Genomic DNA, 13,003 nt, shown 5'->3' with positions numbered 1-13,003 from the left:
ACCCGCTTTACCCTTGCGGTACGTGATGGCGGTCACGCTTGCTGCCGGAGGCGGCCGGCTCTTGCCGCGGTTCAAGACAGCTGACAATCTCGGGTTGCTGGAAGGTCGAAGGAACCCAACATGGGGTAAGCTTCGGACTAACGATCGCAACCGGAATCATCGCGGCGGTGCTGGTCATCGCGGCTGCGGCTCAGGCGAGCAACGTGTTCGCGCCGCTTGCGGCGGCCATTTTCATCATCGCCATCGTGTGGCCGGTCCAGAAGCGGCTGCAGTCGTGGATGCCGAAGCTTGTCGCGCTGGCGATCACCGTCGTCGTCACGGTGGCGATCTGTCTCGGCTTTGCCTCTCTCGCGGCCTGGGGATTTGGTCGCGTCGGACGATCGCTGGTCGCGGATCTGCCGCGCTACCAGGCCCTTTATTCGACGATGGTGACTTGGCTGGACGGCCACGGCGTTTCGGTCGCAGGGCTTTGGGCCGAACATTTCAACGTAGGCTGGCTCTTGCGCGCGACGCAGTATGTCACCGGGCGCGTCAATACCACGCTGACCTTCTGGGTGATTGCGCTCGTTTACGTCATGCTCGGACTTCTCGAAGTCGACAATGTCAGGCAGAAGATCGAGCGGCTGGATAATCGTACCGCGGCCCAAGTACTGCTCGACGGCAGCGCGGCGACCGCGACGAAATTTCGAAGGTACTTGCTGGTACGGACGAAGATGAGCGCGGTGACCGGCGTGCTGGTCGGCGCTTTCGCGGCGATTACCGGACTGCCATTCGCATTCGAGTGGGGCGTGATCGCCTTCGTGCTCAACTATATCCCGTTCATCGGGCCGTTCGTCGCGACGCTGTTTCCGACCTTGCTGGCGATGACGCAATTCGAAAGCTGGCCGGCGGTGCTCGGCGTCTTCGTTTGCCTGAACATCATCCAGTTCGCGGTCGGCAGCTACATCGAGCCACGCGTCGCCGGCACCATGCTGTCGATTTCGCCCGTCGTCGTGCTGTTTTCGATCTTCTTCTGGACGTTCCTGTGGGGCCTGTTCGGGACCTTCATTGGCGTGCCGATCGCGCTCGCGATACTTACTTTTTGCGCCGCGCATCCATCAAGCCGCTGGATCGCCGATCTGCTTGGCGGGCCCGACCCGGCGAAGCCCGGTAAAATCTAGCTCGCTGTCGCGCCGGCAATCTCCACGCGCTCCGGCGACAGCAGATCCAGCCGCCCATCCGGGCCAGCCGCCAGGGTGTGAATGTAGAAATACGTCGTCGCATCATCAGTCGCATTCATTACCGGCGACGGAGCGGAGATGATTTTCAAGCGGCCGCACGCGCCGATCCAGTCGAGATGACGATGGCCGTGCATCACGATGGCGCGATCGGCCAATGCGTCCAGCCTGCGCACGAACCAGTTGCCGTTGATCAATGCGGTTCCGATGCGTTCGGAAAACGCCTTTACCGGCATGGGATACTCGACCACATGATGATGCATCGCGACGATCCACCGTGCCCTCGGATAGTGTCGGGCCGCCGCCTCGAAGCGGCGTGTCTGTTCGACGGACACCAGTCCGAGTGCGTTGGTGTATGAAAAGTGGGTTTCTGCGTTGGAGTTCAGGATGGCTATTCCGAGACCCTCGTCGGTGTCGGGCGGCACGATCATCGGAAACTGGTCATCGAACAGCCCGCGCAGCGCCGCCACGCGGCGCAGGCCGCCGCGCTTGGCAACGGCTACGATCGCATCGCGGTGCGGAGCCAGCGTCGCCTGCAGCGTAGCGATCGGCTTTCCCTCGGCGTCGACGACGTGCACGCGATCGCCTTGCACGGCGGCGAGCGCCGACAGCGTCCGAATTTGCCGCAACAGCTTGCCGGTGCTGAACGGCAGGTCGAGCCGGGCCGGATTCGCGCGGTCGACGATGTTGACGTCGTGATTGCCGGGCAACAGGATCATCCGCGCCGCGAGCTCCGGATGATGCGCCAGTGCGTCGAGGAATGCGGCCCATTCGCCGGCGCGGCCGGCGTCGGTCATATCGCCGCTGACCAGCACGTGGTCGAGCGGATCGATCGCGTGAATGGCGGCGAGATGCGCCAGGATCCGATCGAGCCGGTCATTGCCGCGCGGGCCGGCGCGTCCGCTTTCGATGCGAAAGCCATATTGTTCGCCCATCACGTGAAGGTCCGATAGATGCGCGATGCGCCAGCGCCGGCTTTCGGCCGAGGCAGCATCGAACGCGGCAAGGTCGAGCGGTTGAGGCATGCTGGCGTCGGCAAAGCCCCAGACCAGCGATGCGATCGCCAGATATCCCGACACCAGCACGACGGCATTCGCAAGCATCGGCACGACGAGGCGATGCAGCAGGGCGATGTCGCTCCAATTGCCGGTCCAGCGCGAGGCAGGCCAGGCCAGCATCGCGATCGCCACGGCGCATGCGGATAGCATGATGCCGGAGCCAACCGAGTTGGCGCTGCGCAGGCGCGCCCGGCCGGCGGGGGTCAGGTTTTTGCCTCCGACCAGTTCCGTCAGATGCCGCAACGCTTCGCGTCCGAACGCGTAGCCGGGCTGGACCAGGAGGGCGTTGAGCGACCAGAAACTGGTCTCGGCAATTCGAAACAGCGGCCGCCATCCGATCCACCCCAGCGCAAGAACCGCGATCAGCGCGACGGCCGCACCGATTTCAGTCAATGCGGCAAGACGTTCCGACAATTTCGAAAACCAGGCGGACGCCAGCAGCGGCGCAAGGCCGAGCAGCACGGCCGGCAGCAGCAGCAATACCGTCCAGGCGAACAGCAATTTCGGCAGGCTGATTTCGACGAGCAGGGTTCCGGCGATCGCGAGCAGCGACCGCTGTCCGGGACTTGCTGCATCGTCTTCGATGTCGCCATCGCGCGGATCGATCAGCATGCGGTCTTTGGTGCTGGTTGAATCGCGTTCCGCGGTCGACCTCGTCATCACCGGGCTCCGCTTCGGACACTCGTTGTTTCGGCTACACGCCCCAAGGCAGGCCCAACAGATACCACGCGACGAAAAGCAGTATCCAGAGCGCAGACATCCAACGGGATGGGGGACGCTGTTTCCGATTCGCTCGATGGTATCGAGAACGGCTCGTTTGGGTGCCCTTGCTGTTTCAGCCTTTGCTTCTCTCACGGCGCGCATGTCACAGCCGTCCTTACCGAGCGTACTCCGAGAGGCAGCCGGCTACGCCGCCACAGTCGCAACCGGCTGATCCTTCAGTTGGCTGCCGCGGGCTAAGCGGCATTCGTTTTTGGCGCCGGCTGCCCGGTGCTCGCTTTCGCGAGCGCGTCGCGAAGCTTCTGTTCCTTGCTGTCATCCAGCGACGTCTTGAGCACAGTGCCGCCGGCGTCCTGAATTTCCCGCAATACCTTGTCCGGCGTCATGTTCTTGATGAGTACGAACAGCGTCGCGTTGCCGGGTTGCATGCTTGTTGAGAGCTCCTTCATGAAGGCGTCATCGATGCCGTAGTCCGACAGGGCACCGCCGAGCGCGCCCGAAGCCGCGCCGAGCGCAACACCAAGGATGGGATTGAGGAAGATCACGCCGATCAGAAGTCCCCAGAAACTGCCCGATACGGCTCCTATGGCCGTCGTGTTGACGAGCTGGTTCAGCTTGACGGGGCCGGCCTCCGTCTTCACGGCAATCACGGCATCGCTGATCGAGATCAGATACTCCTTCTGCAGTTTGAACAGGCGTTGCCGCACTTCCTCGGCCTTTGCCTCGGATGGATAGATGATGGCGATCAGATCTGACATCTCCGTGTCCTCCAGCTTGATGTGATGGACCTGCTGCAGGCCGAACGGGGCGTTAACGGATCAACGCTCCTTCCGCCGCGCAGCGCCGCTGCCGGCAAGTCGGCCGGCGGCGAGGATGATCCCGCGGAGCCGTTTATCAGCGGCGCGTTGCGGGTCGCTCGGTAGCCGCGTACGGCACAAGTCCCACGCTATCACAACCTGCGGGCGAACGGATCACGGTTCGCTGATCGCGCTCATCACCGTGACAGCGCTCGGTCAAATTGGTCGCTAATTCGCCGAGGTTTGTCGATGACATCATCGTCAGCGTCGCGCGATTTGTCACAAAATTTTGTAGCGGAACACACTCGCCGCAAACCTACTTTAAGGTTGTGTGATTGACTCGATGCACCTTCGAACACTACGCTCATTGCAGGTCACAAGAAGCTGAAGCGGTCGATGGAGGCCGCTTTTCGGCGCGCAATCCGTGTTGCTGAACGGCTCGGCGATCCTCAGGTAGATCGTTTCAGCCGCCGGGAGGAGTCCAATGGACTTTCCTTCGACCGCAGTGCAAGCAGAGCGGCCATACGTCTCGACGGGACATCTGCCCGAGCCCGAGATGGTACAGAGGCTGGTGTCCGATGCCCACCGGCGTTTCAAGTCGAATGCCGAAGGGCGCAATTCACAAGTCTATCCGGCGCTTGCCAGGGTGCCGAGAGAACTGTTCGGGATCTGTGTGGCCGGCACCAGCGGTCGCATCTATGAGGCCGGAGACACCGAATTCAAATTCTCGATCATGAGCGTGTCGAAGCCGTTCGTGTTCGCGCTGGTTTGCGAGACGGTCGGCCCCGAGGAGGCGCGCGCAAGACTGGGTGCGAACGCCACAGGATTGCCGTTCAACTCGCTCGCCGCCGTCGAGCAGGGCGCTGGCCGGACCAATCCGATGGTGAATGCGGGTGCGATCGCGACCACGAGTCTTGTGCCGGGCCTGACAGCGGAAGGTCAATGGCAATTCATTCGCGACGGGCTGTCGCGCTTTGCGGGTCGCAAGCTCGCGCTCAATGAGGAGGTTTACGCCTCGGCGTCGCAGACGAACTACCGCAACCGCAGTATCGCCCGGCTGCTGCAGAGCTACGACCGCATCTATTGTGACCCCAAGCAGGCGACCGATCTCTACACCAGGCAGTGCTCGCTGAACGTGAGCGCCAGAGATCTGGCGGTGATGGGGGCGACACTGGCGGACGGTGGCGTCAATCCCGTTACCCGGCAGCGCGTGGTTGACGCTTCGGTTTGCCACTATGCGCTCACTGCGATGATTACCGCGGGATTGTACGAGACCTCGGGCGACTGGCTTTACGACATCGGCCTGCCCGGCAAGAGCGGGATCGGCGGCGGCATCGTCGCGGTTTCTCCGGGCAAGGGCGGCTTCGGCACTTTCGCGCCGCCGCTCGATGCGGCCGGCAACAGCGTGAAGGGACAACTGGCGGCAAAATTCCTGTCGCAGCGGCTGGGAATGGATTTGTTCGTATCGCAACCGGAAAACTGACGCAGAGGCAAAGAGCGGCTCGATCGAGCTTGTGGCTCGGTCGATCCGAAAGCCGAGCAATTCGGGAGAACGCCATGGCGACGCACTCGATGTCGATCGGAGCAATCCGGGAACGGGCGCGGGAGTCATGGGTGCCGATGATTGCGATCGCGCTCGGCCAGATGATCATGTCCTACAACGTTGCCTCGCTGCCGGTCGCGCTCGGCGGAATGGTCAAGAGTTTCGGGGTGCCGCCGACCACGGTCGCCACCGGGATCGTGGCCTATTCGATGCTGGTGGCCGGCTTCGTCATGCTCGGCGCCAAGCTCGCGCAACGGTTCGGCGCGTTGCAGGTGTTTCGTTTCGCGGTCGTTCTATTCTGCGCATCGCAGATATTGATGACCTTCAGTCCCACGGCAACGTTGATGATCACGGCGCAGGCGCTTTGCGGCGCGGCGGGGGCGGTCATCGTGCCGTCGCTGGTGGCGCTGATCGCCGAGAACTACACGGGGCGGCAGCAGGCGACGGCCGTCGGCTCGCTCGGCTCGGCGCGTGCGGCGGCCGGCGTGCTGGCGTTCATCATCGGCGGCGTGCTCGGCACCTATATCGGCTGGCGCCCGGCGTTCGGAATCCTGATCGCGGTTTCCGCCATCGTTTTCCTGTTGAGTTTCCGTCTCAAGCGCGATTTCGGCCGCCCCGACGTGCAGATCGATATCTTCGGTGTCGTGCTGGCCGCCTCTGCCATCATCCTCATCAGTTTCGGTTTCAACAACCTGAACGGCTGGGGCCTTGCGCTGGCGACCGCCAATGCGCCGTTCGATCTGCTCGGCCTTTCGCCGGCGCCGGTCATAATCATTCTCGGTGTCGTGCTCGGGCAGGCGTTCCTGACGTGGACGCACCGGCGGCAGGCGGCGGGGAAGACGCCGCTGCTCGCGCTTCAGGTGATCGACTCGCCGGAAGAGCGCAGTGCGGTCTACGCGCTGTTTGCCGTGGTCGCGCTGGAGGCGGCGCTGAATTTCTCGGTGCCGCTCTACATCCAGATCGTCCAGGGCCGCTCGCCGCTGGCGACCGCGATTGCGATGATGCCGTTCAATCTGACGGTGTTCTTCACGGCGATGCTGATCGTCAACGTCTATGACCGGCTGACGCCGCGGCAGATCGGCCGCTATGGCTTCATGCTGTGCACGATCGGCCTGGTGTGGCTCGCCTTTGTCGTGCGCAACGACCGGAGCGAGGTCCCTGTGATTCTCGGCCTGGTTCTGTTCGGCATTGGCCAGGGTTCGCTGGTGACGTTGCTGTTCAACGTGCTGGTCACCGCCTCGCCAAAGGAACTCGCCGGCGACGTCGGTTCACTGCGCGGCACCACGCAAAATCTTGCCGCGGCGGTCGGAACGGCGCTGGCAGGTGCGCTTCTCGTCGGCCTGCTGAGTTCGATCGCGCTGACCAGCATCGCGGCGAACCCGGTGCTGCCGAAGGAAATCCAGAGCCAGGTCGATCTCGATGACATCACCTTCGTCAGCAACGACCGGCTGCGCAGCGTGATGGAAGGCACGACCGCCTCGCCGCAGCAGGTCGAGGAAGCCGTGCGCGTGAACACCGAGGCGCGGTTGCGTGCCCTGAGGATCGGGCTCCTGATCATGGCCGGCCTTGCGCTGCTGGCGATCATCCCGGCGGGCCGGCTTCCGAACTACTTGCCGGGTGAGATTCCGAGCGATGCGCCGGGTAGCCGATTGAGGTCGAGCTGATCAGTGAGCATGCGGGGAAGGGGGCGTCCCAAGAAGGAGAACAACAATGGATGCAATCGACCGTCGCACTGCGCTCCGGACCCTGATGTGTGGTGCCGTGACCGTCGGCCTGGGCGCAAGCCTGCTACCTGATGTGGCCGAGGCGATACCGCTCGCGATGCAGAAAGATCCCGGAAAGGACGCTGGAGAATTCAAGCTGGAGACTCAAGGCCCTGGCACGCGGCCGCCTGGACGGCCGCCCACGCGGCCATCGCGGCCTCCCCCTCATTGGCATCGCCGCCATCGTCGTCGTCGCCGTTGGGTCTGCTGGTGGCATCGCGGCCGTCGCCGGTGTGGCTGGCGATGGAAATAACGGAACTGGAGGTCGGTGAGACCTGAGGTGAGGAGAATGACATGACGACATATGACAGCAGTTCGCGCATGGGCGTCGGCAGTCTGCCTGCGCCGCCGTTCTGGATTTGTGTGCTGCTTGGGCTCGTGATGATCGGAGCCGGAATCCTGGTTCTCGGCGACATCATGCTCGTCACCCTTATCAGCACCGTCTTCATCGGCTGGGTCGCCATCATCGCGGGCGCCTTCGAGGTCATCCACGCCTTCTGGACCAAGGGATGGGGAGGGTTCGCCTGGCAGGTGCTTCTCGGAATCCTGTACATGGCATTCGGCATCGTACTGGTGGGCCAGCCGGTCGCCAGCGCGCTGATCCTCACCTACATCCTCGGCATGGTGCTGCTGATTTCGGGTTTCGTTCGCATCCTGCTCGGCATCAGCCACTGGCGACAGGCGGGCTGGATCATGCTACTTTCGGGAATATTCGGCGTCTTGGCCGGTCTCGTGATCCTGACGGGATTCCCGATGACGGGATTGTGGGTCCTTGGATTCGTGCTCGGCGTCGACCTGATATCCCACGGGATCGGGTGGCTGGCTTACGCGTGGCTGCCGACGACGAGGACAGCGAGCAGCGCCTAGCGGTGGATGTAGTTGCTTCGTGCCCAGCCGTGCGTACTCGGAGGGAGGTCTTACGTGCCCTTAAGCGAACGGTCCGGAGTCGTCAAAATCCTGGCAGTCGCCGCGGCCTTAAATCTCACCGCGGCACTGCTCCCTGCGCAAGCCCAGCAAGGCGCGGCGGTCCTGTTTCAAAACGTACGCATCTTCGACGGCAGGAGCGGCACGCTTTCAGCCTCGTCCAATGTCCTGGTCAGGGACAACAAGATCGCGAAAATCTCGCCCGCAGCGATCGCGGCGGACGCCGCGCAAACGGTCGTCATCGAGGGCGGAGGACGCGTGCTGATGCCCGGCCTGATCGACGCGCATTGGCACGCGATGTTGATCCGCCCAACGCCGGCTGCCGCCATAGCGGGCGACGTCGGCTACAACAATCTTCTTGCGGCTGCGGAAGCGACGGACACGCTCATGCGGGGTTTCACCACTGTTCGCGACGTGGGCGGGCCAAGCTTTGGGCTCAAGCAAGCCATTGATGATGGCCTCGTCCCCGGTCCTCGCATCTACCCGTCCGGCGCCATGATCACGGTCACCAGCGGCCATGGCGACTTCCGGCAGCTTTCCGAGCTGCCAAGAACGATCGGCGGCATGCTCGCCCGCATGGAGCAGGTCGGCGGCAGTATGGTCGCGGATAGTCCCGACGAGGTGCGCGTGCGCGTGCGCGAGCAGCTCATGCAGGGGGCGTCCCAGGTCAAGTTGACGGCGGGCGGCGGAGTCTCATCGCCCTTCAGTCCGATCGATGCCGTCACCTTCACCGGGCCCGAGATGCGCGCCGCGGTCGAAGCGGCCGAGAATTGGGGCACATATGTCGTCGCGCATGCCTTTACGCCGGCTGCGATCCAACAGGCGATTGCCGCCGGCGTGAAGTGTATCGAGCACGGGTTCCTCATGGACGACGCGACCGCCAAGCTGATCGCCGAGAAGGGCGTTTGGCTGAGCTTGCAGCCGCTTCCCGAGGAGTTGAGGCAAGGCCTTCCCGAGGGTTCAGTCCAGCGAGCCAAGGCGGATGAGGTCTGGCCGGGCATAGGCAAGGCATACGAGTTTGCGAAGAAGTACAAGCTCAAGACGGCGTGGGGCACCGATGTTCTGTTCGCCCCGGCGCTGGCTCAGCGCCAGGGGGCAATTCTGGCCTCGCTTGTCCGTTGGTACACCCCCGCCGAAGCACTCGCCATGGCGACGGGGACGAACGGCGAATTGCTGGCACTGTCCGGTAAGCGCAATCCCTATCCGGGAAAGCTCGGCGTGGTCGAAGAGGGCGCGCTGGCTGACCTGCTGCTGGTGGACGGCAATCCAATCGAGAACATCAAGCTGATCGAGGATCCGGCAAGGAATTTCCTCGTCATCATGAAGGACGGGAAGATTCACAAGAACCTGGTTACAGGCGGCAGGCCGAACTAGCGCACGGACTCATCAGCCTATCTCTAAGACGGGAGGTGAAGCATGTACCGGCATATTCTCATTCCGACAGATGGATCTGAGCTGGCGGAGCGTGGGGTGACGCACGGGTTGGCGCTCGCGAAATCCCTTGGAGCCAAGGTATCCGTGATCTTCGTTGTGGAGCCGTTTTCAGAACTGACGGGACGAATGCTTGAAGCAGTCGCAACCTATGTTGAGCTGCGCAAGGAACAGGCGACAAGCGTATTGGATCGCGCGGCAAACGCGGCCAAGAAGGCGGGTGTTCCCTGCGAGACGATTCAAGCGGAGAGCGGACAACCCCATCAAGCCATCATCGCAGCAGCCGAGGACAAGGGCTGCGATCTCATCGTCATGTCATCGCATGGTCGCAGCGGACTTTCCATGCTTTTGATCGGCAGCGTGACAAACAAGGTGCTGACGCAGGCGAAAACCCCGGTACTGGTTTGTCCGTGAATGAGTGGGCCGCTCGACACAACGTCGCCGACAGCATGCTAAACTGGACGTGGCTCATCCGCCGGGATCGTGAGCGCGGCTTGATCGATGTCTAGCCATCACTTGTTAGGGAAAACGTTCGACGAGCACAGGAGCCCTCAAATGTATGCCAACATTCTCTTGAGCACGGATGGGTCGGATGTCGCGAGACAAGGCGTCAAGCATGGGATGGTTTTAGCAAAGGCCTTGAATGCGAAGGCGACCGTTATCACCGTAACGGAACCGCTGCCGATCTACTACGGCAGCGGACATGCCTCGGGATGGATGCCCTCCCAGGAAGAGTTTGATCGCTTTGATGCAGCCTGCGAGGAACAGGCGGGCAAACTGCTTGATGAAGCTCGGGCGATGGCGGAGGAGATTGGGATATCCGCTGAATTCTTGCATGTACCAAACGCGCACCCGGCCACTGCGATTATCGAAACAGCAAAGTCCAGAGGCTGCGACCTGATTGTCATGGCCTCGCACGGGCGTCGCGGCCTCAGGAAGCTGATACTGGGGAGTCAAACGTCGGAGATCCTGGTGGACGGGAGCGTGCCGGTGTTGGTGGTTCACCCGCGGACATAAGTGAGGTGCGACTGAAACGCCGCCCTACTGCCGATTGACCGCGGCGACCTTGAGGTGGAATGGCAGCACCGTGACCGACATCGGCAATTGTCCGATGCTTTCGCCGTCGACGTCGGCGCGGACCATGCGATCGCTGTCGATGGTGATCCGCGTCGCGTGGCGCCGCGACACCTTCGGGTGCGCGAGATAACTGCCATCGCCGAGGTTGGGGACGATCCTGGTCAGGGTTTCCCAATGTCCGATGTCGCCGACCAGGATCAGGTCGAGCTTGCGGTCGCCGGGGTCGGCACCGGGCGCGAGCATCAGGCCTTCGCCCGCGCCGTCGAAGCTGCACAGCATCAGCGACCACATCGGCAGGCTCTGCTCGGCTTCGTCGTCGATCCTGATGCGGTAGTTGCGGGGGTTGTAAGTCAGCGATGTGAACGCCGTCATCAGGACATAGCTGATCGGGCCGAGCCGCTTCAAGAGCGGCACACGTTGCGCGCGCCAGGAGATCGTGGCCGCGGCGCCGACGATGGCGAGCACGAAGCCGTAGCGCGTCACCTGTCCGCCGCCATAGCCCTTGGCGTCGGCGCGGAACACATCGACGTCGCGCGTGTGCCCCATGGCGATCGCCTTGCAGGCCTCGCCGAGCGAGAGCTGACCGAACGAGCGGCAGAGTTCATTCGATGTGCCGGCCGGCAGTTGCGCCAGCACCAGATCGGGGGCAATCAGCCGGTCGTCCGAGATCACGCCGTTCATCATCTCGCTGAAGGTGCCGTCGCCGCCGACGGAAATCAGGCGCCGGCAACCGGCATCGACCGCTTCCCGCGCCAGCTTCGTCGCGTGATTGGGCGCGCGGGTCATCGTGATGTCGTCGTCATCGATCGGGCCGAGGTGCTTTTCGAGTCCGGCACGAATCTGCGGCCAGCGCTTGCCGCAACCGCCCTTGTTCGCCATCGGATTGACGATGATCCTGGTTTTCACGGCGATCTCCGCTTCCGAAGACAATCGCGCCAGCTTGACGTCGGTGAAGGTGTGAAGCAACCGGAAAGCGAACTATTCGCAGATGCAACAAAATGCTGCGGGCGCGTCGTGGAAGCCGGAGCGCTTCGAGCGGCGACGCACAGGGTCTTTTACAAGCAGCGGGCCTTTTACGAAAAGAACGCGATCTTCTCGGCCTGGCTCATGCGCCGGATCGGCGCCAGCGGGTCGTTGGCCGCGGTGACGGGCTTTCGCAGCATGCCGCTCGCGATGATGGTCGAGCCGAGTGACACTTCCATAGGCGCAGGTGGCACAGGTACGGCGGCGGGCGGCGGGGGTGGCTGAACCACCTGAACCACCCGTTGAACCGGCGGCGGCGCCGGCACGGCGACTGGTTCGGGCGCTTTCGCGATGATCGCGGGAGCTATTGGCGCAGGCTCCGCCAGGCGGACTTGCTCGGCTACCGCTTCGGCGATCTCGTCGTCGCTGATCGGATCCGGCGCGCCCATCTCCATCGCGATCATGTCGAGGACCGCCTCGTCCTGGGCATCGGCGTCTTGGAGGTCGGGGTCTTGGAGGTCGGCGTCTTGGAGGTCGGCGTCTTGGAAGTCAGCGTCTTGGAGGTCAGCGTCTTGGAGGTCAGCGTCTTGGGGGCCGGCGTTCTGGACCGCGGCTTGTTGGAGCGCGGCTTCCTCGGCTGCGGCGGCCGGCGGCGTTTCCGTTTGCGTCAGCACGGCTTCCACCGCCGCAAGCATGGCCTCGGCGGGCTTGGCCCGCGAAGCAGACGGTGCCTCGGCAGCTTGCTGTGCCAAAGTTGCTTCGGCTGTCTCCGCCGCCGCGGCCATTTCCGGGTCGGCCGAGGAGGGCGCCGCCGTTTCGGTCCCGGCAACCAGTGAGGAGCGGTCGTCGTCGCCGAATTCCACAAGCCGGCCCTGCAGGGCGGCAAAGGCCGCACGCAGCGCCGCTCGCGCCTCCTCGGAGGAGAACTGGTCGGTGCCCTTTTCGATGACGGTGACCTGCGAATCGATCAGGTCGCAGATCCGTCCGTCATTGCCGATTTCGCGCAACCGCCAGGCGATTTCCCGCAGCACCCGTGCGCCCTTGCGGACCGGCGCCAGCCGCTGTTCCAGCGCGAGGCTGTCGAGCGCTTCCACCGCCGATTCTTCGGCGGCCTCGACCGAACTGCGGATGGCGGCGAGCGCCTCGGTCAGGCGCTCTTGCGCCGCGGCCGCCGCGGCGACGGCCTCCGCGGCCTGCTGCGCCGAAAGGCCTTCCTCCCGCTGGAGGCTTGCCTCCCGCTCAAGGTTCTCTTCCCGCTGTGAGGCGAGGCTTTGCTCGATCCGCACCACCGCGTCCAGCACCATGCGGGTGTCGGCATTGCGGTTGCGCTTGGCGTATTCGGTCAGGAACCAGCGGCCCCGCGAAGTCTCCATGAAGGCTTCCGCGATCGCGGCATAATCCTCCTCCCTCGGCAGCGTGGCGCGTGCTGAGATCGGCGAAAGGGCGAATGCTTCGTCGGCCATGTCAAACTCTTCGCGCAAATCAGCGCGCATTGCGATAACGAAACAAC

12 protein-coding genes are annotated in these 13,003 nt (G+C 63.5%); 7 read left to right on the top strand and 5 right to left on the bottom strand.

Translation table 11 applies throughout. The features are described from left to right. Positions 1-167: 167 nt before the first annotated feature. Positions 168-1,160, top strand: coding sequence for an AI-2E family transporter (locus V1294_RS29200; RefSeq protein WP_334478814.1), 993 nt, complete (start codon positions 168-170; stop codon positions 1,158-1,160). Here V1294_RS29200 and V1294_RS29195 read toward each other — a convergent pair. Then, complete coding sequence (locus tag V1294_RS29195; protein ID WP_334502003.1) at positions 1,157-2,935, bottom strand: metallophosphoesterase family protein; 1,779 nt, start codon at positions 2,933-2,935, stop codon at positions 1,157-1,159. The two genes, V1294_RS29200 and V1294_RS29195, sit on opposite strands and share 4 nt — an antisense overlap. Positions 2,936-3,231: 296 nt before the next feature. Continuing rightward, a complete protein-coding gene (locus V1294_RS29190; RefSeq protein ID WP_334502002.1) occupies positions 3,232-3,753 on the bottom strand; it encodes a DUF1269 domain-containing protein in 522 nt (173 codons plus the stop codon). Between the two features lie 523 nt (positions 3,754-4,276). On the opposite strand from V1294_RS29190, the gene glsA reads away from it, so the two are divergent. Together glsA and V1294_RS29180 are read left to right on the top strand one after the other, a co-directional pair. After that, positions 4,277-5,275, top strand: a complete 999-nt coding sequence (gene glsA / locus V1294_RS29185) for a glutaminase A (protein WP_334502001.1) — start codon at positions 4,277-4,279, stop codon at positions 5,273-5,275. A gap of 74 nt (positions 5,276-5,349) precedes the next feature. Then, positions 5,350-6,999, top strand: coding sequence for an MFS transporter (locus V1294_RS29180; RefSeq protein ID WP_334502000.1), 1,650 nt, complete (start codon positions 5,350-5,352; stop codon positions 6,997-6,999). 191 nt (positions 7,000-7,190) lie between these two features. Here V1294_RS29180 and V1294_RS29175 read toward each other — a convergent pair whose 3' ends face one another. Then, complete coding sequence (locus V1294_RS29175; RefSeq protein WP_334501999.1) at positions 7,191-7,421, bottom strand: hypothetical protein; 231 nt, start codon at positions 7,419-7,421, stop codon at positions 7,191-7,193. Here V1294_RS29175 and V1294_RS29170 point away from each other — a divergent pair. The 4 genes from V1294_RS29170 (at position 7,393) to V1294_RS29155 (ending at position 10,470) form a co-directional block, all read left to right on the top strand. Continuing rightward, complete coding sequence (locus tag V1294_RS29170) at positions 7,393-7,965, top strand: HdeD family acid-resistance protein (RefSeq protein WP_334501998.1); 573 nt, start codon at positions 7,393-7,395, stop codon at positions 7,963-7,965. The two genes, V1294_RS29175 and V1294_RS29170, sit on opposite strands and share 29 nt — an antisense overlap. A 126-nt stretch (positions 7,966-8,091) precedes the next feature. After that, on the top strand, positions 8,092-9,396 hold the full coding sequence (locus V1294_RS29165) for a metal-dependent hydrolase family protein (protein ID WP_334504859.1): 1,305 nt from the start codon (positions 8,092-8,094) through the stop codon (positions 9,394-9,396). A 42-nt stretch (positions 9,397-9,438) separates the two neighbouring features. Further along, the gene (locus V1294_RS29160; RefSeq protein WP_334478822.1) at positions 9,439-9,867 is read left to right on the top strand and encodes a universal stress protein; all 429 of its coding nucleotides are present in this window, start codon (positions 9,439-9,441) and stop codon (positions 9,865-9,867) included. A gap of 141 nt (positions 9,868-10,008) precedes the next feature. Beyond that, complete coding sequence (locus V1294_RS29155) at positions 10,009-10,470, top strand: universal stress protein (RefSeq protein WP_334501996.1); 462 nt, start codon at positions 10,009-10,011, stop codon at positions 10,468-10,470. Positions 10,471-10,494: 24 nt separating this feature from the next. Here the strand turns inward: V1294_RS29155 and V1294_RS29150 are convergent, their stop codons facing one another. Both V1294_RS29150 and V1294_RS29145 read right to left on the bottom strand, forming a co-directional pair. Beyond that, a complete protein-coding gene (locus tag V1294_RS29150) occupies positions 10,495-11,436 on the bottom strand; it encodes a diacylglycerol/lipid kinase family protein (RefSeq protein WP_334501995.1) in 942 nt (313 codons plus the stop codon). Between the two features lie 167 nt (positions 11,437-11,603). Further along, the gene (locus V1294_RS29145; protein ID WP_334501994.1) at positions 11,604-12,956 is read right to left on the bottom strand and encodes a pentapeptide repeat-containing protein; all 1,353 of its coding nucleotides are present in this window, start codon (positions 12,954-12,956) and stop codon (positions 11,604-11,606) included. Positions 12,957-13,003: the final 47 nt, after the last annotated feature.

The sequence above is a fragment of the Bradyrhizobium sp. AZCC 1678 genome (assembly GCF_036924765.1).
In the GTDB taxonomy this organism is placed as follows: domain Bacteria; phylum Pseudomonadota; class Alphaproteobacteria; order Rhizobiales; family Xanthobacteraceae; genus Bradyrhizobium; species Bradyrhizobium algeriense.
Note: the sequence above shows the minus strand (reverse complement) of the source record. Positions and strands in the feature narration are given on the sequence as shown.

What these genes read in the sequence shown, in the direction of transcription:
- glsA (WP_334502001.1), top strand. Translation starts at nt 4,277, where the DNA reads ATGGACTTTCCTTCGACCGCAGTGCAAGCAGAGCGGCCATACGTCTCG.
- V1294_RS29180 (WP_334502000.1), top strand. Translation starts at nt 5,350, where the DNA reads ATGGCGACGCACTCGATGTCGATCGGAGCAATCCGGGAACGGGCGCGG.
- V1294_RS29145 (WP_334501994.1), bottom strand. Translation starts at nt 12,956, where the DNA reads ATGGCCGACGAAGCATTCGCCCTTTCGCCGATCTCAGCACGCGCCACG.
- V1294_RS29160 (WP_334478822.1), top strand. Translation starts at nt 9,439, where the DNA reads ATGTACCGGCATATTCTCATTCCGACAGATGGATCTGAGCTGGCGGAG.
- V1294_RS29195 (WP_334502003.1), bottom strand. Translation starts at nt 2,935, where the DNA reads ATGACGAGGTCGACCGCGGAACGCGATTCAACCAGCACCAAAGACCGC.
- V1294_RS29170 (WP_334501998.1), top strand. Translation starts at nt 7,393, where the DNA reads ATGACGACATATGACAGCAGTTCGCGCATGGGCGTCGGCAGTCTGCCT.
- V1294_RS29175 (WP_334501999.1), bottom strand. Translation starts at nt 7,421, where the DNA reads ATGCGCGAACTGCTGTCATATGTCGTCATGTCATTCTCCTCACCTCAG.
- V1294_RS29155 (WP_334501996.1), top strand. Translation starts at nt 10,009, where the DNA reads ATGTATGCCAACATTCTCTTGAGCACGGATGGGTCGGATGTCGCGAGA.
- V1294_RS29190 (WP_334502002.1), bottom strand. Translation starts at nt 3,753, where the DNA reads ATGTCAGATCTGATCGCCATCATCTATCCATCCGAGGCAAAGGCCGAG.